Genomic DNA, 26,467 nt, shown 5'->3' with positions numbered 1-26,467 from the left:
ACGACGAACGCGCCCAGCGGTGTGCGGTCCTTGTCGTCGCCCGTCAACTGCCGTGTGGTGACGAGCCCGTGGCCGAGCCGGTCCGCCATGCGGTGGAAGTTCTCCGTGCTGAAGAACCCGCTGATCTCCTCGTGCGCCGACGTGTCGGGCCTGGCGTGGGCGCGCCGCACCGCCCAGTCCCTGATCTCCTTGACGGGACCGAAGCCCTCGGTGTGCACGAGGCGGTAGTCGGCGCCGGGGCGCACAGTCATCTCGCGCGGCGCCTGGGTGTCGCCGGGCCCGCCCTTGGTCTCGCTCTGCGAGAGCCGCACGGCGAGGCCGTCCCGCACACCGAAGGTGAAGTGGTGCGCGTCGACGGGCGCCGCGCCTTCGAGGCGGACGTCGTACTGCACGTCGTCCAGGTAGAGGCGCGAGCCGTCGCCCAGGCGCGTCTCGGCCTGGCTGAGCGTCTGGTTCTGCAGGCCGTAGTCGTAGGTGCGTGCGTAGCCGAGCCCGCCGCCGACCCGGCCGTACGCGGCGATGCCGGAGGCGGGGCCGAGCGAGAAGCCGGGCGCGATCCGCAGGCCGGTGGACTGCACAGCACCCGCGCCCGTGGTGACCTGGCTGCGCTGCACGGTGTCGTACTTGAACGGCGCGCCGAACGCGTCGTCGTACCGCTCCCACGTGTTGTGCGGGCGCGTGGCGACCACGAGATGGCGGATGTGGCCGTCGGCGTCCTTGAAGCCGTGTGAGCGGTAGCCCTCGCCGTGGAACTGCCACGGCGTGTCCCGCAGTGCGCGCCGCAGGTCGTCGAGGGCGCGCACCCTGTCATCGGTCCCACCCTGCGCGAGGCCGGCGCGGCGGGCGATCTCCTCCGCCACGTCCTGCCGGCCGCGCAGGGTGACCCGGCTGTCGCCGTACGTGCCGAAGCGGCCGGTGTCGGTGCCGTCGCCGGTGAGGTACGTCGGCAGGCGCGTGCCGTCGTCGAACGTCACGACCCGCCCGTTGAGCGGCGGCGGCACCATCGTCCGGTCCACCCGCGGCCTGCGGTACGTGTCGAGACTGGTCTCGACGGTGGTGTGCCGGGGCACGGTGAACGGCGCACGCGCGGGGTGCTCGATCGCCTGGCCCGGCACCGTACCGTCCGTGAAGTGCACGCGGGGGCGCGGCGGTTGGACTGCCGTCTCGCCGTGCTCCACCGCGGTGCGTCCGGTGCTTCCGTGGTCGGCGAGCGCGTCGTGCGCGGGTGCCGTGTCCTCGCGGGGCACGGCGCGCGTGTCGTCGGCGGCCGTGCTGTGCGCCTGCGCCTGCTCCCGGTGCGGCGCGAGCCGGTCGTGGAGCGCGGCGCCCGACGCGTCGGGGTCGAGGCCGCGGGCGACGGCCGAGGCGTCCAGGACGGTGTTCCAGTGCCCGCGCGTCTGCGGGGCGCCGTCCGGCAGCCCCAGCACGTCGCGGGTGATCTGCCGCAGGACGTCCGGTGTCATCCGGCCGCCGGTGTGCAGGGCGGGCTGCCCGTCGGGGCCCGGCTGCCAGCGCAGCCGGTCGAGGGCGGCGAGGCCGCGCAGCGACTCGGCGTGCCCTGCCGTGCCCTCGAAGTCCGCGCCGTACGTGTCGCGCAGCGTCCGCACGTACTGGAGCGTCCTGTTGGCGGTCCACGGGTCGGCGGGCCCGTCGCCCTCGTGCAGCCCCGCCGTGCGGGCGAGGTCGTCGAGTGCCGTGCCCCGCGGCTCCGGCCTGAACGTGTTCCACGCGCCGGGCTGGTTCCGCATGTCGGCGAAGAGCACCGGCTGGAGGGTGCCGTCGTGGTCGCGCACGGTCCCGGACGGCGAGGTCGGCGCGTACACCGTGCGCCCGGTGACGTTGGCGACGTGCTGGGCGACCGAGAGGCCGCCGTACGCGGGTGCCGTGCCCGTGGTGCACGACAGCAGCACCAGCGGCCGGTCCACGGGGCCGAGCGAGTCCGCGTTGCGGACCAGGTAGCGGCCCAGCTCCCGCCCGCTGACCCGCACGACATGGCCGTCGCCGAGCACCAACTCCACGTGGCTGGGCGCGCCGTGGGCCGCGAAGAACGACACCTCCGCGTCGTGCCACGGCACCGGCCTGCGCGGCCCGGTGAAGCTGCCCCCTGTCCCGGAGTCCAGGCTCTCCACGGCGGTGTGCCCGCGGAAGGTCCGCTCGGCGAGAAGAACGGGGATGCGGTCGGCGCGGCTCGCCCAGTCGGACGGCCGGTAGCTGCCGATGCCCTCGGCGGGGCTTTCGGCCCCACGCGTCAGCGGCGCGACGCTCAACAGCCCGTCCGTGGCTGCCGTGTCGTCGAGGGTCTGGACGGCATTGTCGCGGTGCAGCGCCGCGTCCCAGCCGGGCAGGCCGGCGCTGTCGAGCCCGCCCGTGCGGCCGTCGCCGGGCCGCAGCGCCTGGTCGGCGAGCCCGTACCGGGTGCTGGAGGAGGTGTTGGCGCTCTCGATCCGCTTGAGCCCGTCCACGAGGTCCTGGACGGCCGGCGGGCGGTGCCTGCTCGAAGGGAAGACGCTGCGGATGTCCTCAAGGGCCGCCGACGCGTCCTCGCGGTACCGGTCGAGCTTCTCGGCCAGCGAGTCGCTCTCGCCGACCTTGAACGCGTAGTCGGACAGCACCGCCTTGCGTGTCGCATCGAGGTGGCCGAGAATCCGCGCGGCGTGCCCGGGGCCCGCCTGCCGGAACGCCGGTGCCACGTTGAGGCGTTCGTAACCGGTACGGATCCGGTTGCGCACGTCCATCAGAATGCGCTGGTTCTCCAGCGTGTCCAGCGCAACCGTGCGCCGTTCGCCGCGGAACAGCGGAGTCTGCGCGTTGAGCGTGTACTCCGCAGGACGCGAGGGCGCACCACGGCTGATGCGGTCGTCGAACGACTCGTAGATGACCTCCGCCATCCGCGCCTGGTTCGCCCACGGCACGACGTAGTCGTTGATGAACTCTTGGATGGCGGGACCACGGCCGGCGGGGTCGAGCGCGGCACGCTGCCGCAGCTCCTGCGGGGCGTGGTCCTTGAAGAACTTCTCGACGAACTGCGGGCGTTGGAGCACCTCGCCCGGTTCGAGCAGATGCCGGTTGCGGAAATGAGCCGCGACCACGGCACGCAGCTTCGCCGTCTTGTCCGCGTAGTGCCGCTGACCGAGGAAGTCACCGTCCTCACTCGTGAAGACCGCATACCCCTCCAGCATCGCGCGCGGCACGCCGACCTTCTGCCGCAGCTCACCCATCGAGCGCACATCGCCCCAGGCCGTGGGAACCCGGCGCGGCATCTTGTCCACATAGGTGCGCAGGGAGCCCGGGAGGGCGTTGGCCCGCAGCTTCTCCAGCGAGTCCAGCCGGTTGATACCGAACTGGTTCGACGCGAAGTGCTTGTCGACGTTGAGGTCGAGCGGGTGCCCGCCCGAGCCGTGCTCGGTCACCGCATCACGCGAAATGTCGTTGGCGACGTCCAGCGGCACCAGGAAGGACCGGATCATCGGGTTCTCAGCGTCCTGCTGACGCTCGTACTTCTCCACCCACTTCAACTGGCGCAGCGGCTGACCCACACTGAGCCAGAACACCTTCTCACCCGACGACGGATCACCCGTGTGGATCTGGACCGTACCGTCCTCACCCTGCCCGACATCCTTGAAGACAGGAGCGACCTGGTTGGTCTGATCCCCGAACACCGCCGTGTAGATGGGGACATACGGCCGGTGCTCGATCGTCACCACGGCCGGGATGTCACGGTTGACGAAACCCTGACCCGGGCCCTGCGTGATGTGGTTCGTCCCCAGGAACGTCGCACCCGGGACCCCGAGCGCGGGCCGGTCGACGTCGTAGTCGCCGAGGATCCGCAGGGCGGTGTTCACCGCCGTGTCCGACCACGTACGCGGCAGGTCGTCGATCAGCTTACGGGCCTCCCACACCGCCTCCGCGCGGCCCAGCGGCCCCACGTCCTCCAGCAGCTGGCGCACGTAGCGGTGCACGTCGTCCCGCAGCGCGCGGCGGTCCCGCACGTTCTGGTATCCGGCCAGCGCGCGGTTCAGCCGCCGGCCGAAGTCCGAGACCTCGCGCGCCACCCGGCTGCGCGGGTTCACCCCGCCGTGCGGCACGCCGAGGCGTGAGCCGCCAGCCTGGTCCCACACCGCACCGGACGTGCCGGAGCGCGTGGTGCCGGCCGCCTCGATCCGCTTGAGGCCGTCCACCAGCGCCTGGATGGAGGGGGGCCGGTAGCGGGTGGAAGGGAAGACGCCCCGCAGCTCGTCCAGCGAGTCGGACGCCAACTGCCGGTAGTCGTCGAGCCGTCGGGCCAGCACCGCCGAGTGGCCGACCTTGAAGTCGTAGTCCGCGAGCACCCTCTTGCGCGCGTTGTCCAGTCGGCCGAGGACTCGGGGCGCCGTGCGTCCCGGCCCGGCGTCGCGGAACGCCGGTGCCACGTCGAGCCGTTCGAAGCCGGTACGGATCCGGTTGCGGATGCCCATGAGGACGCTGCGGTCGTCCATGGCGCTGACGGCGTCGGCCCTGCGCTCCCCGCGGAACAGCGGGGACTGCGGATTGAGCGCGTACTCCACGGGACGCGCGGGTGCGCCGCCCGCGATGCGGTCGTCGAAGGACTCGTAGATCGCCTCCGCCATCCGCGCCTGATTGGCCCAGGGGATGACGTAGTCGTTGACGAACTCGTGGATGGCGGGACCCCGGCCCGCAGGGTCGAGGGCGGCACGCTGCCGCAGGTCGTGGGGCGCGTGGTCCTTGAAGAACTTCTCGACGAACTGCGGCCGTTGGAGCACCTCGCCCGGTTCGAGCAGGCTGCGGTTGCGGAAGTGCGCGGCCACCACACCGCGCAGCTTGGCCGTCTTGTCCGCGTAGTGCCGCTGACCGAGGAAGTCACCGTCCTCACTCGTGAAGACCGCGTAGCCCTCCAGCATCGCCCGGGGCACGCCGACCTTCTGCCGCAGCTCACCCATCGGGCGCACGGCTCCCCACGCCTCGGGGGCCTGGAGCGGCGGGTGCTCGACATAGGTGCGCAGGGAGCCGGGCAGCGCGTACGTGCGCAGCTTCTCCAGCGAGTCCAGGCGGTTGATACCGAACTGGTTGGACGCGAAGTGCTTGTCGACGTTCAGATCGAGCGGATGACCACCGGAGCCGTGCTCGGTGACGGCGTCACGGGAGATGTCGTTGGCGACGTCCAGCGGCACCAGGAAGGACCTGATCATCGGGTTCTGCGCACCCTGCTGACGGGCGTACTTCTCCACCCACTTCAACTGACGCAGCGGCTGGCCCACACTGAGCCAGAACACCTTCTCACCCGACGACGGATCACCCGTGTGGATCTGCACGGCGCCGTTCTCGTCCTGGCCCACGTCCTTGAAGACGGGCGCGGCCTGGTGGGTCTGGTCGCCGAAGACCGCCGTGTAAATGGGGACGTACGGGCGGTGCTCGATCGTGACGACGGCCGGGATGTCACGGTTGACGAAACCCTGACCCGGCCCCTGCGTGATGTGGTTCGTCCCCAGGAACGTCGCACCCGGGGCACCGAGCACCGGCCGGTCGACGTCGTAGTCAGCGAGCACCCGCAGGGCGGTGTTCACCGCCGTGTCCGACCACGTACGCGGCAGGTCGTCGATCAGCTTGCGCGCCTCCCACACCGCTTCCCCGCGATGCAGCGTGCCGGAGTCCTCAAGCAGCCTGCCCATCAGGCCGTGGACCTCGTCGCGCAGCGCGCGCTGATCCCCCGTGGCGTGGTAGCCGGCGAGCGCGCGGTTCAACCGCCGCCCGAACGCACTCACGTGGTCCGCGATCGGACTGCGCGGATTCACCCCGCCGTGCGAGGGCGCGACCGCGCCGCTCCGCGACGAGGAGTGCCGATGCCTGCCACCCGGATCCGCCAGCGCGTCATCGGTCGTATCGGCGTTCTGCTCGCGCTCCGGCTCCGCCCCACGCACAGCCGTCGCCTCACCGTGAACGGCGGGCGACTCCGCACGCTGGTCCTCACGGACGCCGGGCGGCTCCTCGTGGGCCGCCAGGGGCTCGTCGTGGGCCACGGCGGGGCTCTCGTCGTGGGTCGCCGTGCTCGGGGCGATCGACGTCAGGGGCGCCGTCGGGTCAGCGGCGTGCGCGGTGGCCGCGGCGTCCAGGGCGGAGGTCCAGTGCTCCGGCGTCTGCTCGGTGATCTCGGGGAGCCTGAGCACGTCCCGGGTGATGTTCCGCAGCACATCGGGGTTCATCCGGCCCGCGGTGTGCGTCGCGAGCTCGCCGTCAGGACCCGGGTTCCACCGCAGCTTGTCGATCGCGCCGAGGCCGGAGAGGAGGGTGTCGTGGTGCGGGGTGCCTTCCTCAAGACCGGGCCCGTAGGTGCCGCGCAGTGTCCGCACGTACTGCAGCGCACGGTTGGCCACCCACGGATCCGGATGCCCATCCCCCTCGTGCAACCCCGCGACCCGCGCGATCCTGGCCAACTCCCCACCGGACGGCTCCGGCCGGAACGTCAACCACTCACCCTCACGCCCCCGCCCATCCGCGAACAGCACAGGCCGCAGCTTCCCGTCACCACCACGCACCGTGCCCGACGCAGTCGACGGCGCATACACCGTACGCCCCGTCACATTGGCCACATGCTGCGCAACCGACAAACCACCGTACTCCGGCACCGCACCCGTCGCACACGACAACAACACCAACGCCCGATCCACAGGACCCAACGCATCCGCGTGACGCTCAAGATAACGACCCAGCTCACGCCCACTGACCCGCACAACCTGACCATCACCGAGCACCAACTCGACATGGTTCGACGCACCATGCGCCGCAAAGAACGACACCTTCGACTCATGCCACGGCACCTCGCGCACCGGCGTCGTGAACCGGCTCGCCTCCGTGGCGTCGAGCGCGGTGTGCCCGCGGAAGGCCTGCTCGCCGAGGAGGACGGGGATACGGTCCGCGCGGGTCGCCCAGTCGGACGGCCGGTAACTGCCGATGCCCTCAGCCGGGTGCTCGTCGCCGCGCGTCAGCGGGGCGACACTCAACTGGCCTTCCACCGCAGCCGTGTTGTCCAGGGTCTGGACCGCGGTGTCACGGTGCAGCGCCGCATTCCAGTCCGGCAGCTTCACCTGCTCCCCACGGCCGCCACCGGCCACCGCATCGCGACCGGCCTGGTCGGCGAGAACATAGCGCGTGCTGGCCGACGTGTTGGCGCTCTCGATCCGCTTGAGCCCGTCCACCAGATCCTGGACGGCCGGCGGCCGGTACCTGCCCGAGGGGAAGACACCCCGCAGGTCGTCCAGGGCCGCGGACGCGCTCTCCCGGTACCGGTCGAGCTTCTCGGCCAGTGTGTCGCTCTCGCCGACCTTGAACGCGTAGTCCGAGAGCGCCGCCTTGCGTGTCGCGTCGAGGCGCCCCAGGACGCGGGCCGCGTGCCCCGGGCCCGCCTGCGCGAACGCGCCCCGCACATTGAGCTGTTCGAAGCCCGAGCGGATGCGGTTGCGCACGTCCATGAGGATGCGCTGGTTCTCCAGCGTGTTCAGTGCGGCCGTGCGCCGTTCGCCGCGGAACAGCGGGGTCTGCGCGTTGAGCGTGTACTCCGCAGGACGCGAGGGCGCGCCACGGCTGATGCGGTCGTCGAACGACTCGTAGATGACCTCCGCCATCCGGGCCTGGTTCGCCCACGGGAGCACATAGTCGTTGACGAACTCGTCCATGGTGCGGGCGCGTTGCGCCGGGTCCCGCAGATCGCGCCGCTGCAGGTCGCGCGGAGCATGCTCCTTGAAGAACTTCTCGACGAACTTGGGCCGCTCCAGGACCTCACCGGGTTCGAGCAGATGCCGGTTCTGGTAGTGCGCGGCGACGACGGCACGCAGCTTCGCCGTCTTCTCCGCGTAGTGCCGCTGACCGAGGAAATCACCGTCCTCACTCGTGAAGACCGCATAGCCCTCCAGCATCGCCCGAGGCACGCCGACCTTCTGCCGCAACTCACCCATCGAGCGCACATCGCCCCACGTCGTGGGAACCCGACGCGGCATCTCGTCCACATACGTACGCAGGGAGCCCGGGAGGGCGTTCGCCCGCAGCTTCTCCAGCGAGTCCAGCCGGTTGATACCGAACTGGTTCGACGCGAAGTGCTTGTCCACGTTCAGATCGAGCGGGTGCCCGCCCGAACCGTGCTCGGTCACCGCGTCACGCGAAATGTCGTTCGCGACGTCCAGCGGCACCAGGAACGAGCGGATCATCGGGTTCTGCGCACCCTGCTGACGCGCGTACTTCTCCACCCACTTCAACTGGCGCAGCGGCTGACCCACACTGAGCCAGAACACCTTCTCACCCGACGACGGATCACCCGTATGGATCTGGACCGTACCGTCCTCACCCTGCCCGACATCCTTGAAGACAGGAGCGACCTGGTTGGTCTGATCCCCGAACACCGCCGTGTAGATCGGCACATACGGCCGGTGCTCGATCGTCACCACGGCCGGGATGTCACGGTTGACGAAACCCTGACCCGGGCCCTGCGTGATGTGGTTCGTCCCCAGGAACGTCGCACCCGGGACCCCGAGCGCGGGCCGGTCGACGTCGTAGTCGCCGAGGATCCGCAGGGCCGTGTTCACCGCCGTGTCCGACCACGTACGCGGCAGATCGTCGATCAGCTTACGGGCCTCCCACACCGCCTCGGAGCGGTGCAGCGGTCCTGCCTGCCTGAGCAGTCCCTCCATCAGTCCGTGCGTCGCGTGGCGCAGGGCGCGGCGGTCGCGGGTGCCGTGGTAGTCGGCGAGCGCGCGGTTCAGCCTGCGGCCGAAGTCCGACACGTCGCGGGCGACGCGGCTGCGCGGGTTGACCCCGCCGTGCGGCACACCGCTGCGCGAGGAGCCGCCAGCCTGGTCCCACACCGCACCGGACGTGCCGGAGCGCGTGGTGCCGGCCGCCTCGATCCGCTTGAGGGTGTCCATCACGTCTTCGACGGCCGGGGGACGCGGCCGCCCCGAGGGGAAGACGCGGCGGAGCCTGCGCAGCGAGTCGGACGCCAACTGCCGGTAGTCGTCGAGCCGTCGGGCCAGCACCGCCGAGTGGCCGACCTTGAAGTCGTAGTCGCCCAGTACGGTCCTGCGCGCCTTGTCGAGCCCGCCGAGGACGCGGGCAGCCTCCCCGGGGCCCGCCTGCCGGAACGCGCTCGCCATGTCGAGGTGCTCGTATCCGCCGCGGATCCGGTTGCGGATGCCCATGAGCATGCTGCGGTCGTCCAGCGCGTTGACCGCGTCGGCCCTGCGCTCCCCGCGGAACAGCGGAGACTGCGGATTGAGCGCGTACTCCACGGGACGCGCCGGCGCGCCACCGGCGATGCGGTCGTCGAAGGACTCATAGATCGCCTCCGCCATCCGCGCCTGGCTCGCCCAGGGGATGACGTAGTCGTTGACGAACTCGTGGATGGCCGGGCCACGCCCCGCCGGGTCGAGCGCGGCACGCTGCCGCAGCTCCTGCGGGGCATGGTCCTTGAAGAACTTCTCGACGAACTGCGGCCGTTGGAGCACCTCGCCCGGTTCGAGCAGGCTGCGGTTGCGGAGATGCGCGGCCACCACACCGCGCAGCTTGGCCGTCTTCTCCGCGTAGTGCCGCTGACCGAGGAAGTCACCGTCCTCACTCGTGAAGACCGCGTAGCCCTCCAGCATCGCCCGGGGCACGCCGACCTTCTGCCGCAGCTCACCCATCGAGCGCACATCGCCCCAGGCACCGGGGGCCTGGTGCGGCGGGTGCTCGGCGTAGGTGCGCAGGGAGCCGGGCAGCGCGTACGTGCGCAGCTTCTCCAGGGACTCCGGCTTTGTGATGCCGAACTGGTTCGAGGCGAAGTGCTTGTCGACGTTGAGGTCGAGCGGGTGCCCGCCCGAACCGTGCTCGGTCACCGCGTCACGCGAAATGTCGTTCGCGACATCGAGCGGCACCAGGAACGAGCGGATCATCGGGTTCTGCGCACCCTGCTGGCGCGCGTACTTCTCCACCCACTTCAACTGACGCAGCGGCTGGCCCACACTCAGCCAGAACACCTTCTCACCCGACGACGGATCACCCGTGTGGATCTGGACCGCGCCGGCCTCGTCCTGGCCGATGTCCTTGAACACCGGCATGTCGAGACCGGTCTGGTCGCCGAACACGGCGGTGTAGATGGGGACATACGGCCGGTGCTCGATCGTCACCACGGCCGGGATGTCGCGGTTGATGAAACCCTGACCCGGGCCCTGCGTGATGTGGTTCGTCCCCAGGAAGGTCGCGCCCGGGGCACCAAGCACCGGCCGGTCGATGTCGTAGTCCGACAGCACGCGCAGCGCCGTGTTCACCGCCGTGTCCGACCAGGTACGCGGCAGGTCGTCGATGAGCTTGCGGGCCTCCCAGATCGCCTCGGAACGGTGCAGGCGTCCGGAGTCCTCAAGCAGCCGGCCGATGAGGTCGTGGACCTCGTCGCGCAGCGCACGTCGGCTTCCCGAGGCCTGGTAACCGGTGAGCGCGCGGTTCAACCGCCGCCCGAACGCCCTTACGTGGTCCGCGATCGGGCTGCGCGCGTTCACCCCGCCGTGCGAGGGCGCGACCGCGCCGCTCCGCGACGAGGAGTGCCGATGCCTGCCACCCGGATCCGCCAGCGCGTCATCGGTCGTATCGGCGTTCTGCTCGCGCTCCGGCTCCGCCCCACGCACAGCCACGGCCTCACCGTGAAGGGCGGGCGACTCCGCACGCTGCTCCTCACGGACGCCGGGCGGCTCCTCGTGGACGGCGGGCGGCTCCGCGTGGGTCGCGACGGGTTCCTGGTGCGCGGCCTGGGTCTGGGTCTCGATGGGCGTGTCCGGGGCCGCGGTGTGCGGCGCCATGGACTCGGCGGGACGTAGGGCGAGCCCGGTCAGCGAGGCGGTCGGGTCGTCGGCGTGCGCGGTGGCCGCCGCGTCCAGCACGGAGGTCCAGTGCTCCGGCGTCTGCCGCGCATCCTGCGGCAGGCCCAGCACGTCCCGGGTGATGTTCCGCAGCACATCGGGGTTCATCCGGCCCGCGGTGTGCGTCGCGAGCTCGCCGTCAGGACCCGGGTTCCACCGCAGCCGGTCCAGGTCCCCGAGACCGCGCAGCGCCGCGTCGTGCCCGGCCGTGTTCTCGAAGTCCGCGCCGAACGTCCCGCGCAGTGTCCGCACGTACTGCAACGCACGGTTGGCCACCCACGGATCCGGATGCCCATCCCCCTCGTGCAACCCCGCGACCCGCGCGATCCGGGCCAACTCCCCACCGGACGGCTCCGGCAGGAACGTCAACCACTCACCCTCACGCCCCTGCCCATCCGCGAACAGCACAGGCCGCAGCTTGCCGTCACCACCACGCACCGTGCCCGACGCAGTCGACGGCGCATACACCGTACGCCCCGTCACATTGGCCACATGCTGCGCAACCGACAAACCACCGTACTCCGGCACCGCACCCGTCGCACACGACAACAACACCAACGCCCGATCCACAGGGCCCAACGCATCCGCGTGACGCTCAAGATAACGACCCAGCTCACGCCCACTGACCCGCACAACCTGACCATCACCGAGCACCAACTCGACATGGTTCGACGCACCATGCGCCGCAAAGAACGACACCTTCGACTCATGCCACGGCACCTCGCGCACCGGGGTGACGAAGCGGCTGCCCTCGGTCTGGTGCAGCGGGGTGTGGCCGCGGAAGGTCTGCTCCGACAGCAGGGCCGGGATGCGGTCCACGCGGGTGGCCCAGTCGGACGGGCGGTAACTGCCGATGCCCTCAGCGGGGCTGTCAGCGCCACGCGTCAGCGGGGCAACACTCAACTGCCCTTCCACCACAGCCGTGTTGTCCAGAGTCTGGACCGCCGTGTCACGGTGCAGCGCCGCATTCCAGTCAGGCAGCTTCACCTCCTCCGCACGGCCACCACCGGCCACTGCGTCGCGACCGGCCTGGTCGGCGAGGACGTGCCGGGTGCTTGCCGAAGTGTTGGCGCTCTCGATCCGCTTGAGCCCGTCCACGAGGTCCTGGACGGCCGGCGGCCGGTGCCTGCTCGAAGGGAAGACGCTGCGGATGTCCTCCAGGGCCGCCGACGCGTCCTCGCGGTACCGGTCGAGCTTCTCGGCCAGCGAGTCGCTCTCGCCGACCTTGAACGCGTAGTCGGACAGCACCGCCTTGCGTGTCGCATCGAGGTGGCCGAGAATCCGCGCGGCGTGCCCGGGGCCCGCCTGCCGGAACGCCGGTGCCACGTTGAGGCGTTCGTAACCGGTACGGATCCGGTTGCGCACGTCCATCAGAATGCGCTGGTTCTCCAAGGCGTCGAGCGCGGCCGTGCGCCGTTCGCCGCGGAACAGCGGAGTCTGCGCGTTGAGCGTGTACTCCGCAGGACGCGAGGGCGCACCACGGCTGATGCGGTCGTCGAACGACTCGTAGATGACCTCCGCCATCCGCGCCTGGTTCGCCCACGGCACGACATAGTCGTTGACGAACTCGTCGACCGCCCGCGCCCGCCTCGCGGGGTCCCTGAGGTCCTGCTGGCGGAGCTCGCTCGGGGCGTGGTCCTTGAAGAACTTCTCGACGAACTGCGGGCGTTGGAGCACCTCGCCCGGTTCGAGCAGATGCCGGTTGCGGAAATGAGCCGCGACCACGGCACGCAGCTTCGCCGTCTTGTCCGCGTAGTGCCGCTGACCGAGGAAGTCACCGTCCTCACTCGTGAAGACCGCGTAGCCCTCCAGCATCGCCCGAGGCACGCCGACCTTCTGCCGCAACTCACCCATCGGGCGCACGGCTCCCCACGCCTCGGGGGCGCGCTGGGGCACGTTGTCCACGTACGTACGGAGGGAACCCGGCAGAGCATTCGCCCGCAGCTTCTCCAGCGAGTCCAGCCGGTTGATACCGAACTGGTTCGACGCGAAGTGCTTGTCCACATTCAGATCGAGCGGGTGCCCGCCCGAGCCGTGCTCGGTCACCGCGTCACGCGAAATGTCGTTCGCGACGTCCAGCGGCACCAGGAACGAGCGGATCATCGGGTTCTGCGCACCCTGCTGACGCGCGTACTTCTCCACCCACTTCAACTGACGCAGCGGCTGGCCCACACTGAGCCAGAACACCTTCTCACCCGACGACGGATCACCCGTGTGGATCTGCACGGCGCCGTTCTCGTCCTGGCCCACGTCCTTGAAGACGGGCGCGGCCTGGTGGGTCTGGTCGCCGAACACTGCCGTGTAAATGGGGACATACGGGCGGTGCTCGATCGTCACCACGGCCGGGATGTCGCGGTTGACGAAACCCTGACCAGGGCCCTGCGTGATGTGGTTCGTACCCAGGAACGTCGCACCCGGCATGCCAAGCACCGGACGATCCGTGTCGTAGTCCCCGACCACCCGCAACGCCGTGTTCACCGCCGTGTCCGACCACGTACGCGGCAGATCGTCAATCAGCTTACGGGCCTCCCACACCGCCTCCGCGCGGCCCAGCGGGCCCGCGTCCTCCAGCAGCTGGCGCACATAGCCGTGCAGGTCGTTCCGCAGCGCATGCGTATCCCGCCGGCTGTGGTATCCGGCGAGGGCGCGGTTCAGCCGCCGGCCGAAGTCCGAGACCTCGCGCGCCACCCGGCTGCGCGGGTTCACCCCGCCGTGCGGCACGCCGACGCGCGAGCCGCCCGCCTGGTCGGCGACGGCCTCCGACGTGGTGTCGGTGTCGCCCTGGTGTGCCGTCTCGGTGACCGGGCGCTGCGGCGGGGGCAGCATCTCCTTGCTGACGCTTGCGCCGCCGATCAGCCCGGCGGCGACGCGCCCCGCGAGCAGCCGGTAGTCCGCTGCGACGTCCGCCTCGGTCTTCAGCGCCGGAAGGTGGGGGCGCAGGTCGCTCAGGGCGGGGTCGTCGTGCATCAACTGCCGGTAGGCGTTGTAGACCGTCGCGATGTCCTGGCGCACCTGCGTGCTGCCGCTGCGGCCCGGCACCCCGAGCAGGCGGTCGTCGTTGGTGGCCGCGATCGAAGCGAGGTCCATGAAGTACGTGTCGAGGACGTCGGACACGTCACGGGAGCCGAAGCCGGTGGACGCGCGCGCCTGTTGGAGCACCACGCGGGCCATGTCGACCACGGCCTGCCGGTACACCTCGTACCGCGCGTTGCCCTGGATCGCACCCAGCACATGGTCCGCCTGCTTCGCCTGCGAAGCATCCATGAACCGGCCGTCGAGACCCGGCACCGGCATCGGCATGTCGCGGAACATGTCGTCCTCGATATGCACGTCACGCCGGACGCTCGCCATCGGATGCACACCGAACTCGTGCGCCAGCATCCCCGCGACGAAGCCGATGCCGTACTTCTCGAAGTAGTACGCCGCGAGGCGGACCTCGTAGCCACCCTGGCCGTCCGGCCGCACGTCCGCGGGCGTCTCCGTCGTGCGGTGCTCCAGGATGATCCTGGCCTGCCCGTCGCCGAGGAACTCCGTGATGCTCGGATGGGACGAGAGCAGGTCCACGACCTGCGCCGCCTTCTCCACGAACTCCGGCCGCGCAGACGACAGGTTCGCGAAGTGGATACCACCCGACGACATCATCACCGCGGGCGCCGGCTTCAGCCAGCCGTCCAGCATGCCGGCGCCCGGCAGGCGCGGGAACTCGACGGCGTTGCCGGTGTGTTCGGCCCTCGCCAGCGCGACGATGTCGTGCGCGACCTGGTCGGTGGTGCGGTGGCCCCCGGTCCTGCCGAGGTCCGCGAGTTCCCCGTGCCAGGTGGCGACGTCGTCGGCCGAGACGCGCGGCGCGTCCGGCACGTCGGAGAGCAGGCTCCGCACGCGGAGGAACAGGGCCACGTCGGGCGGCAGTTCATGTTCCGTGCCGGCGAGGTGGCCGCCGTCGGTCGCGGGCCTGACGGCGGGGGGCGTCTGCTGGAGGCCGCCCGCGGTCGTGTCGTCCGCGGTCGTCGTGCGCGGCTCGTGCGCGGTCTCGGCCTGTTCGATCTGGCGGCGCATCTCGGCCTGCGCGAGGGCGTTCTCCGCGGCGCGCAGCCGCTGCTGGGCCTCGTGGGCGCGTCCCCGCAGCGCGTCGCCCGAGCCGCCGATGCCGCTCGCGTCGAGCCACTCGGCCTCGGCGAGATGGTGCTGGGCCTCGACCAGGTGGCGCAGGGCGTCGCCGTACGCCTCGTGCGGGACCTCCAGGTCGTCGTCCGACGCGTCCCGGGTGCGGGGCGGCTGCTGCTGCCCGTTCTCGTGGTCGGCGGTCGCGGGCTCCTTGCCCTTGCCGCCGCCTCCCGCGGTGCGGTCCGCGGTGTGGTCCTGGCCGGTGCGGTCCTGGTCTCCGGTGTGATCCTGGTCCGCGGTGTGGTCCTGGTCCTGGGTGGACTCGGAGGGGCGCTGCTGCTCGGGGGCTGTCTCCGTGGCCGGGTGCCCTGACTCCGTCCGCGGCGGCGCCGTTTCGGTGGCGGGGCGCTGCGGCGGGGGCAGCATCTCCTTGCTGACGCTTGCGCCGCCGATCAGGCCGGTGGCCACGCGCCCGGCGAGCAGCTTGTAGTCGGCCGCGACGTCGGGCTCGGTCTTCAGCGGCGGGAGGTGCGGCTGAAGGTCGCTCAGGCCGGGGTCGTCGTGCATGAACTGCCGGTAGGCGTTGTAGACGTCCGCGATGTCCTGGCGCACCTGCGTGCTGCCGCTGCGGCCCGGCACGCCGAGGAGCCGGTTGTCGTTCGTCGCCGCGATCGAGGCGAGGTCCATGAAGTACGAGTCGAGGACGTCCGTGACGTCGCGGTACGTGGGACCTGCGGACGCGCGCGCCTGCTGGAGCACGACACGCGCCATGTCGACCACGGCCTGCCGGTACACGTCGTACCGCGCGTTGCCCCTGATCGCGCCCAGCACATGGTCCGACTGCCGCGCCTGCGACGCGTCCATCGTCCGGTGCGGCGGCAGGCCGGGCACCGGCATCGGCATGTCGTACAGCGTGGCGTCCTCGGCGTGCACCCTGGGCAGAACGCTCGCCATAGGGTGCACACCGAACTCGTGCGCCAGCATGCCCGCGACGAAGCCGATGCTGTACTTCTCGAAGTAGTAGGCCGCCAACCGGACTTCGTAGCCGCCCCGGCCGTCGGGCCGCACGTCCGCGGGCGTCTCCGTCGTGCGGTGCTCCAGGATGATCCTGGCCTGGGCGCCGTCGAGGAACTCCGTGATGCCAGGGTGGGACGAGAGCAGGTCCACGACCTGCGCCGCCTTCTCCACGAACTCCGGCCGCGCAGACGACAGGTTCGCGAAGTGGATGCCGCCCGAGGAGACCATCACGGCAGGCGCGGGCTTCAGCCAGTCGCCGAGCAGCCCGGCGCCCCGCAGCCTCGGCGGCTCCTGGCCCTGCGCGAGCGCCGCCACGTCCTGCGCGATCTGCCGGGTGGTGCGCTGGACGGTCAGCCCGCGGTCCACCAGCTCCTGATGGTGCTCCGCGACCTCCTCCGCGGAGATCTGCGGCCTGCCCTCCGTGTCGCCGAGCACACTGCGCACCTCGTGCAACAGCGCGACGTCCGGCGGCAGTTCGTGCCCCTCCTGCCGCGTGGCCCCCGGCCTGTGCTGCTGCCCCACCGACTCGGTGGAGCCGTGGCGCACGTCGGGGTCGGGACGCGGGCCGACGTCCTCCTGGGCCTGGCGGCGCAGCTCGGCGCGCGCCAGGGCCTCCTCGGCCGCCCGCAGCCGCTCCTGTGCGGCGTGGGCCTGGCCGTGCACGTCGGACGAGGTGCCGATGCCGCGTGCGTCGAGCTCCTCCGCCCGGTCCAGATCGGCCTGGGCGTCGGCGACGCGGCGCAGCGCGTCGCCGTACGCCTCGTGCGGGACCTCCTCCTCGGTGCCGTCGCGGTCCTGGGGAGGCGCCGTGCGCTGCTGCGTGAGGTTCTGGCCGCCCTGCCCGGTGCGCTCGGGCTGCTTGCCGCCCGTCCTGTCGCCCGGCGCGTGCTCCTGGCCTGATGCGGTGTCCGGGTGGGCGGTGGCCGGCTCCGGGTGGGCGGACTCCGTGGCCGGGTGGTCGGCGGTGACCGGGCGCTGCGGCGGAGGCAGCATCTCCTTGCTGACGCTGGCGCCGCTGAGCAGCTTGGCCGTCGCCACCTGCTTCAGCAGCGTCCGGTAGTCGGCCGCCACGTCGCCCTCGGTCTTCGGCGGCGGCATGTGCGGATGCAGGTCGCTCAGCGCGGGGTCGTCGTGCATCAACTGCCGGTAGGCGTTGTAGACCGTCGCGATGTCCTGACGCACCTGCGTGCTGCCGCCGCGCCCCGGGACGCCGAGGAGCCGGTTGTCGTTGGTCGCCCCGATGGACGCCAGGTCCATGAAGTACGAGTCGAGGACGTCGGACACGTCGCGGTGCGTGATGCCGCCGACCAAGGCGTGCGCCTGCTGGAGCACCACGCGGGCCATGTCGACCACGGCCTGCCGGTACACCTCGTACCGCGCGTTGCCCTGGATCGCACCCAGCACATGGTCCGCCTGCTTCGCCTGCGAAGCATCCATGAACCGGCCGTCGAGACCCGGCACCGGCATCGGCATGTCGCGGAACATGTCGTCCTCGATATGCACGTCACGCCGGACGCTCGCCATCGGATGCACACCGAACTCGTGCGCCAGCATCCCCGCGACGAAGCCGATGCTGTAGTTCTCGAAGTAGTAGGCGGCCAGCTGGACTTCGTACCCGCCCCGGCCGTCGGGCCGTACCTCGGCCGGCGTGTCGAGGGCCCGGTTCTCCAGGATGATCCTGGCCTGCCCGTCGCCGAGGAACTCCGTGATGCCCGGGTGGGACGAGAGCAGGTCCACGACCTGCGCCGCCTTCTCCACGAACTCGGGCCGCTCGGAGGACAGGTTCGCGAAGTGGATGCCGCCCGACGACATCATCACCGCGGGCGCGGAGGTGAACCATCCGCCGCCGCGCAGGCGGGGCGGCTCGTGGCCGAGCGCGAGCGCCGCCACGTCCTGCGCGATCTGCCGGGTGGTGCGCTGGACGGTCAGCCCGCGGTCCGCCAGCTGCTGGTGCCAGCCCGCGACCTCTTCCGGCGTGACCTGCGGCCGGTCGGGTACGTCGGCGAGCGCGCTGCGCACCTCGTGCAGCAGGTGCACTTCCGGGGGGAGTTCGTGCACGGCCCCGGTGCTCTCCGGGAAGCTGTGCCCGGCCGTCTCGATCCGGTGGAGCGTGTCGAGGAGGGACTGGACGGCGTCGGGGCGGCCGTGTTCTCCGGGCGGGTAGGCCGCCGACAGGTCGCGGTGGGCCTGCGCGGCGACTCCGGTGTAGTGGTCGAGCTTGTCCGGGAGGGCTGTGCTGTCGCCCACCTTGAAGGTGTAGTCGTTGAGCGCTTCGTCGCGCTGCGTGCGCAACTGGCCCAGCACGGTACGGCCGTTGATGCCGGGGCCCGCGTCCCTGAACGTGTCCCCGTCGAGCTTGAGCTGCTCGAAGCCCGACCTGATCGTCGTCCGCACGTCCATGAGGATGCGCCGGTTGACGGAGGTGTCCACGTCGTCGGCGCGCCGCTCGCCGCGCAGCGTCGGGTCGTCCGTGCTGAGGGTGTACTCGACGGGCGACTCGGGCGCCCCCTCGGCGATGCGGTCGTCGAAGTTCTCGTAGATCGTCTCCGCGATACGCGCCTGGCTGGCCCACGGAGCGACGTACTCCTCCACGAACTGGTCGAGCGCGCGCTCCCGTTCGTCGGGGCCCTTGGTGTCGAGCGGCCCCAGCTGGTCCGGCGCATGGTCGCGGTAGAACTGCTCGACGGCGTCCGGGCTCGGCAGCGTGTCCCCGGGGGAGAGCAGGTCCTCGTTCTGGTAGTGGGCGGCGACCACGATACGGAGCTTCTGGGTCGTCTCGTGGTACTGCTTCTGGTTGAGGAACTCCTTGTCCTGGGTGAAGACGGGGAAGTCCTTCAGCCTGAGCGGCGGTACGCCCACCTTGCCGCGCAACTCGTCGAGGGGGCGCACGTCGCCCCAGGTCTCGCGCCCCGACGACACGTCGTCCGTGTACGTGCGCAGGGAGTTCGGCAGGGCGGAGGAGCGCAGCTGCTCCAGGGACTCCGGCTTGATGATGCCGAACTGGTTGGACGCGAAGTGCTTGTCGACGTTGAGGTCGAGCGGGTGCCCGCCCGAGCCGTGCTCGGTCACCGCGTCGCGCGAGATGTCGTTGGCGACCTTCAGCGGCACGAGGAACGAGCGGATCATCGGGTTGGGCGCCTTGTCGCCCGCGTACTTCTCCACCCACTTGATCTGGCGCAGCGGCTGGCCGATGCTGACCCACAGGGCGCGGTCCCCGCGCCCCGGCTCGCCGGTGTGGATCTGGACGGCCCCGCCCTCGTCCTGCCCGACGTCCTTGAAGGACGGGACAGGGCTGTGCGTCTGGTCGCCGTACACCGCCATGTAGATCGGCACGTACGGCTCGTGCTCGATGGTGACCACCGCGGGGATGTCGCGGTTGATGAACCCCTGCCCCGGTCCGTCGGCGACCCGGCTCGCGCCCAGGTAGGTGGCACCGGGGATGTTGAGGGCAGGCCGGTTCGGGTCGAGCTTGTTGAGCGCCTTCAGCGTGGCGTTGACGGTGCCGTCGGAGAGGTAGTCGGGCAGTGTGTCGATCCGTCGGCGGGCCTCGCCGAGCGCCGCCGCGTGGTCGGCGGGGTCGACGCTGTCGAGGAGCCGCGTGATGACGCCGCGCGCCGCCGCCTCGGTCTCCTTCGGGTCGCCCCAGTTGTGCTGGTCGAGCGTCCTGGCCAGGTCCTTGTCGAAGTCGACGAGCTGCTGCTCGATGTGCGGCTGCGCCTCGTCCGTGTCGATGTGGAGGGGCACTGCCTCCGCCGACTCCGACGAACTCTCCGAGTGGTGGGTGGTGTTGTCCTCGCCTGGGTGTTCCGACCCGGTCTCGGCCGACGTCGAGTCGTGTCCCGAGACCGTCGATCCGCCGGCCTCGGAGTCGGTGTCGCTGTGCTCGGAGTCGGTGTCGCTGTGCTCCGACTCCGAGTCGGTGTGCTCCGAGTCGGTGTCCTCGTGGACGGACTCCTCCGCGTCGCTGTGCTCCGACTGCTCGGAGTCCGTCTCCTCCTGGTGCGCGGGGGGCTGGTGCTCCTGCTGCCCGCGGCCGCCCGTGCTGTCGGCGACGGCGTCGTACGTCGCGTCGTCGTCGGTGTCGGGACGGGTGCCGGTGACCTCGTGGTCGTCCGTGCCCGGACGGGCCTGGGTGACCTCGTGGTCGTCCGTCGCCGGAGGCGTCTGCGTCGCCTCGTGGTCGTCCGCCGTATGCGGCGGCCGGGTGGTGGGCTCATGGTCCCGGGTGGCCGGGGCGTCCTCGGTGGGCTGGTGGTTCTCGTGGTCCTGGGGGCCGGCGGTGAGGGCGTCGTCGTCGGCGTGCGACTGGATGGCGGCGCGCAGGTCGTCCAGGTCCCGGATGTCGGGGACGCGGTGGAGTCCGAAGTCGTCGTCCGGGGTGGTCCTCGTGTCGGTGTTTTCAGCGTTCTCGGTGTTCTCGTCAGAGTGCTCGCGCTGGGCCTGGAGCGTCTCGGATCCTGGCGTCTCGGTGTGCGGGGCCGGGCGCTGCGCGGGCGGGCGCGCGTCGCCGTCCTGGCGGGTGCCGTCGCCGCGGGACGGGTCCGGGCGCCTCGTGGTCTCCGTACCGCCGGAGTGGGGCTCGCCGCCGGTGCGGACCTCGCCGCCGGTGCGGACCTCGTCGCCGGTGTGCGGGGAGCCGCCGTGCTCGGTGGCGGGGTCCGCGAGGCGGTCGACGGACGGCAGGTCGTGCGGGACGGACGGCAGATCGTGGGGCACGGAAGGGAACGCGGGCTCGTCCGGCGGCCCTGTGGGGGCGTCGTCGTGGTCCGAGGGGCCGCCGCGCGGTACGGACGGCAGGTCGAGGCTGTCGTCGGGGAGGTTGAGGGAGTTGAGGAGGTCTTCGAGCTCCTCGGGCGTGCGGGAGCCGCCGCCCTCGCCGGGCTCGGAGCCGTCGTCGTCGCGGCCGCCCGACTGGGCGTCGAGGCCCTTCGAGACGATGCGGTCGAGCCTGCCGTCGCCCTCGGGGCGCTCCACGCCCTGGTGCAGCTCCTCGTCGAGCGCCCTGGTCCGCTCGTCGTAGGTGAGGGTGTCGTCCAGCCTGCGCTGGACCTCCTCGATGCGCTCCCCGGTGCGTGCCGCGTCGTCGAACCGGTCGGTGAGGAACTGCTCGCTGTGCTGGTCGCGCAGCGAGTCGAGCTCCTGCCGCAGCCGCTCGACCTGTTCGAGGCGGTCGGCCTCCTGCTGCGCCCGGTGCTCATCGAGCTGCTGGAGTGCCCGGTCGGCCTGCTCCTGCGTCTCCGCGTCCCTGGCCTGCTGCCGCAGCTCCGCCGTCCTGGCGTCGTCGCCCTCGTGCAGGGCTTCGAGGCGCCTGTTGAGCTCCTCCTCGGTGATGTCCTCGGGGCGCGGCCCGCTGCCGTCCTCGTCGCGTGACGGCTCGAACTCCTTGAGCCGGTCGAGGCGTTCCTGGAGCTCCTGCTCCGCACGGTGCTCCTGGAGCTCCTCAAGGGCGCGCTGCGACTCCTCCTCGGTGTGCGCCTGCGCCAGGCGCTCCTGGAGTTCGCGCGTGCGGTCGTCCTGGCTCTCGCGCAGCCGGTCGAGGCGCGCCTGGAGGTCCTCCTCCGAGCCCGGCGGGTGGCCCGTGCCGTTGTCCTCGGGTGTTTCCTCGGAGTTGAGCCGGTTGATCCTGTCCTGCAACTCCTGCAGTTCGCGGTGCTCGTCGAGCTGCTGGAGCGCGCGCTCCGCCTCCTCCCGCGAGGAGGCGTTCGCCAGCCGCTGGCGCAGCGCGGCTTCCTCGGTGTCGGCGTTCTCGTCGGCGCGCAGCCGGTCGAGCCGGTCGCGCAGGGCGGCCGTCTTCAGCAGGTCGCGCAGCTCGTCGTGGAGGCGCTGCGCGTCGCGTCCGCTCGCGCCCGCGAGTTCCTGGCGCACCCGCTCCAGGTCGGAGTCGAACGGCCTGGCGGCGTCCCTGCCCGTCAGGACCTCTGCGGGGACGTGCTGCTCGACGTAGTTGGTGTACTCGCGCAGCGTGCTGTCCATCAGGTCCGGGTCGGCGCTGCGGCGCGCGTTGTCGACGGCGTCGACCTTCGCCTGCCACTCGTCGCGGTTCGCGCCCAGGTCGCCCAGGCGGTCGAAGCCGCCCGCGACATGGTCGTTAAACGCGTCGAGCCGCTGGTTGAGGGAGCGTACGTCGATCATCTCGCGGAACTCGGCCAGCTTGCGGGTGGCCTCGCTCCAGTCGTTGTTCCGCGCGGCGTCCTTGATGGAGTCCGTGTACATCCGGCGCGCGGTGCCGGACATGCCGGCGTCCTTGGCGACCTGGTCGAGGGCGTCGGCGCGCCGGTCCACCTGGGCGCGCGGCGACACCGGGGCCGCGGTCGGTGCCTCGGGCGCGTCGCGCAGGGGGCCGAGTTCGCTGCCGGGGTCGTGGGTCGGCACGTCGAGGTCGCCGAGCGCCGCGAACGGGTCGGGGTGCCCGTCCTCGGACGCGGGGTGCGTCTCGTCGGACGCGGGCGGCGTCTCGTCAAAGGAGTCGCGCCCCCCGGGGCCCGAGGTGTCGGCGACGGCGTCGCTCGTCGTGTCCGTGTCGGTGTGCGGCCCCGAGGCCGCCGGGTGGTCGGTCGCCGACTCGGTGACGGGCCGGGCCTGCTGGACGGTGTCGTCGTTGCCGCGCGAGCCGCCGGTGCCGGTGGTGTCCGGCGTCTCGGTCTCGGTCCTCGGGCCGGTGTTCCCCGGGGCGTGCTCCGTGCTGGTGGTCGTCACCGGGCGCGGCCCGTCCTGGCCGGTGCCCGAGGGCCGCGGGGACGCGGTGGTCTCGCCCGTGCCGGCGGGCGGGCGCGCGCCCTGCGTGGCGGGCGGCTGGTGGGTGCCCTGGGCGCCGCTGCCGGTGCCCGTGGTGGATCCTGGCCTTGCCTGCGTCTGGGGCGGCACCTGCCCGCCGGACGTCTGGTCGACGGGGCCGGTCTGCGTGGTCTCAGGCCCGGTGGTGTGTTCGTCGCCGCTGTGTGGGCCGTCGCCCGTGGTGGGTTCGTGGAGGCCGGAAGCGCCGGGCTCCGTCTGCGGCACGTTCGGCAGGTTCAGTTCGTCGGCGCCGCCGCGCGAGCCGGTGACCGGGGGCGGCTCCTGCGCCGTCGTCTCCGTGTCGTGTGTGCCGCCGCCGGTGAACTCGCCCGTGCCTGCGGCCGGTTCGTGCACCACGGGGCCGCCGGGCTCCGTGTGGGGCACGCTCGGCAGGTCGAGGTGGTCGCCGCCGGTCCCGCTCGTGGCGGGCTCGTGCGGTACGGCGGGCTCGTGCGGTACGGGGGCGCTGTCGGCGGGGGCCGTGTGGGGCGCCTCGGGCGGCGGTGCCGACTGGTGGGTTTCGGTGTTCCCGCCGCCGAGCGTCTCGTGCGGAGGCGGGGTCGCCCGGGTCGTGGTGGTGTCGGGGACGTCCGGGCGCTGCGTGGCCTGCGTGCCGTTCGAGGCCGGCGCCTGCTGCGTGTCCTGGGTGCTCTCGGCGGGCCTGGTGGTCTCCGTGTGCGTGGGGCCGGGGGTCTGGGTGGCGGTCGTCCCGGTGTTGTGCGTGTCCTGGGTGTTCCCCGTGTCCTGGGTGTTCTGGGTGTTCCCGGTGTCCTGCGTCGCGGGGTCGTGCGGGGTCGCGGTGTCCGTGGTCGCGGGCGCCTGGTGCACCGGCGCGGAGTCCGCGGGGCCGGAGGTCGTGGGGGGCGCCTGGTGCGTCTCCTCGGGTCCTGGCGCGCTGGTGACCGGGCGTGTGTCGGCGGGCCCCGACGCGCCCGTGACCTGGCGGGTGTCGGTCGGGCCCGACGTGCTGGTCACCGGGCGGGTGTCGGTGGGGCCCGACGTGGTGGTCACGGGACGCGGGGCCGCGGATGTCGCGGGAGGCTCGGAGGTGGTGGGGCCGCGGCCTGTCGTGCCGCCGGTCGGGGTCGACGTCGTGGTCGTGCTGGGCGTCTGGGCCCGCGCGCCGCCCGTACCCGTGGCACCCGTGCCCGTACCCGTACCCGTGGTGCCCATGCCGGTGGTGCCGGTCCCGGTGCCCGTGAACGCCTCGGTGTTGCTGTGGTCGCCGTTGGTCAGGACGGTGTCGAAGCCGGTCAGGCCCTGCGCGGGGGGCTGCACGCCCCCCGTCTCGGTGTGCGGGGCACCGGTGCCGGTCGTCGTGGACGTGGTGGTGTGCGGGGGCGGTGCCGACGTGGTCGAGCCCGTCGTCGACGACGTCGTGGCGGGGCCCTCGGACTCCGCCGGGGTGTGCGTCGGCGCGCTGCTGTGGAACGTCACCTCGTCCGGCCCCGACGTCACCGTCTCCGGGCGGCCGCCGTGCCCGCCCGTACCGCCGGTGTGGGCGCCGTCGCCGAAGTCGTCGCCGTCGCTGCTCTCGGTGTGGATGCTGGACCGGTCGATCGGGGTCGGTACGTCCCCGAGGCCGCTGACCGGGGGGAGGTCGGGCGGCTTGGGCAGGTCGAAGTTGATGTCGGTCGGGGTGTGCACGTTGACGGGGTCGACCTTGGTGTCGTCACCGCCGCCGAACCTGCGGCGCCCGCCCCCGCCGAGCGCGCCGATCGCGCCGGAGGTCAGGGCGCCTGCGACGCCCTCCTCGCTGGTGCCGAAGATCCCGTTCATGGCTTCGGTGGTGGTGATGCCGGTGAGGCCGCCGAGCGCCAGCTTGCCGATGAGACCGGCCTCGAACTTCGGCACGAAGGCCGCGGCGCCGCCGAAGATGCCACCGCCGATCGCGCCCGCGATCGCGCCGGACTCCAGGGCCTGGAGCGTGTTCTGCGTGCTCCACTTCGTACGGTCGCCCTTGAGCATCTGGATGCCCTGGATGACCGCGTCCATCCCGAGCATCATGCCGACGCCCGTGGCGATGGATATCAGCAGGCGGCGCAGGATCATCTGCACCGCGACCCGCGCCGCCGTGATCATCACGGGGATGGCCTCGGGCGCGAAGAACGCCCACTGGGCGATCTCGGCCGCGAGCCAGATCAGCTGGGCCAGGATCATGTACTTCGAGTACTCGACCTGAACCCCGGTGTTCCTGCCCAGATCACCCAACTGCTTGGCGGAAGTCGCCATTTGGGGCAGATTGCCCTGAAGCTGCTGGATGAAGTCCTTGAACTCGTCCGCGACCTGCCCACCGACGTTGTTGAGCACGCCGGCGGCCGCGGGGCTGAGCTCGCCCACGATGTTGGACAGCTGCTCGGCGGCCTCGTCCCACGCACGGCCGAGTTCGAGCAGTTTGTCCTCGTCGCCCTTGGGCCATGCCTGGCCGACGGCGAGATAGGCGACCCAGCTGAGTTCTGGGGGCAGGTTGACGCTCATGCCTGATCGGGCTCGTCCACGCGTTCGGTCGTCCTGAACGCGGGGATCCGCGGCTCAAGCATGGTCTCGGGCTCCAGGGGTTCAAGTCGGTGCGCGGGCACTTCGGGCGTGCCCTCAGCACTGAAATGTACGGGGGTCTGGTGCGCGGGCGTCACCGGGGTCGCCGGTACCTCCTGCGTACGCTCGACGCCGAAGTGCCGCGGCGTCTCCTGCCCGGGCGTCACCGGGGTCGCCGGTACCTCCGCATCGCGCCGCTCCACCAGGTGCTGGGGCTGGAGGGGCTCGACCGGGGTCTGCGGCGTCATCCGCTCGCCCTCAAGCGGCTGCAGGGGCGCCTCGGGCCGTGTGGAGCGCACGAACTCGCTGGGGGCCTCGGCGCGTTCCCACCGCTGCTCCGGCTGCAACGGCTCGGTGGGCGTGCCCACTTCGCGCTGCTGCGCATGCAGCATGTGCGTCGGCTGCAACGGCTCCGTCGGAGCGTCCACTTCGCGCCGCTGCGCACGCAGCATGTGCTGGGGCTGCAACGGCTCCGTCGGGGCGTCGGCCTCGCGCCGCCGCGCACGCAGCATGTGCGTGGGCTGCAACGGCTCAGTGGGCGTGCCCACTTCACGCCGCTGTGCACGCAGCATGTGCGTCGGCTGGAGCGGCTCGCCCGTCGTCTCGACCGGCTTGCGCGCCTCGGTCTCCGGGAGCAGCGGGTCCATCCTGCGCGCCCGCATCTGCGGTTCGAGCTCGCCCGTCCTGCGGGCCTCCGTCTCCGGCTGGAGGGCGGAACGGCGCACGCGCATGGCGGGCTTCTCGGTCTCCGTGGCCCGCATGAGCTGCTGCGGCTGGAGCGAGCTGTCGCCGCCCGAGCCGTCACCTGTACCGCTGCCCGTGATGTCCACGTCCGGGTCGGCGACCTTCAGCTTCTGGAGCGCGAGCATGTTCTCCTGCTCCAGCCGGTCGTACTGCTTGGCCATCGTGTAGATGCCCTCGACCGTGCTGTCGAGCACCTCGCCGCTGCTGGTGATCCCCTCGATCAGCTCCGACTTGGGCTTCGTGTACTGGCTGAGGAACTGCTCACCGCTCTTGTCGTTGCCCCAGCACTCGCCGAGGGACGCGAGCTTGCCCTGCAACTGCGTGCCGATGCTCCTGATCCTGTTCGCCAGGTTCTCCACATCGGGAATGACGTGGGACAGGCCCTCGGTGTCCACCGAGAACGAGTTGTTGTCACCCAT

General features: G+C 71.6%; 2 protein-coding genes (1 of these 2 only partly in view). Both read right to left on the bottom strand.

From position 1 onward, the window contains the following. On the bottom strand, positions 1-25,247 hold the 5' portion of the coding sequence (locus AB0910_RS08475) for a toxin glutamine deamidase domain-containing protein (protein ID WP_366743761.1). 17,056 nt of this gene lie to the left of the window's left edge; 25,247 of the gene's 42,303 nt are visible here — the first part of the coding sequence; the start codon lies at positions 25,245-25,247; the stop codon falls past the left edge of the window. Beyond that, positions 25,244-26,467, bottom strand: a complete 1,224-nt coding sequence (locus tag AB0910_RS08470; protein WP_366743760.1) for a hypothetical protein — start codon at positions 26,465-26,467, stop codon at positions 25,244-25,246. Before AB0910_RS08470 ends, AB0910_RS08475 begins: the two co-directional genes overlap by 4 nt.

The organism is Streptomyces sp. NPDC047002 (genome assembly GCF_040704505.1).
Lineage (GTDB): Bacteria > Actinomycetota > Actinomycetes > Streptomycetales > Streptomycetaceae > Streptomyces.
Note: the sequence above shows the minus strand (reverse complement) of the source record. Positions and strands in the feature narration are given on the sequence as shown.

Coding starts and splice junctions, on each gene's coding strand:
- AB0910_RS08470 (WP_366743760.1), bottom strand. CDS start 26,467: ATGGGTGACAACAACTCGTTCTCGGTGGACACCGAGGGCCTGTCCCAC.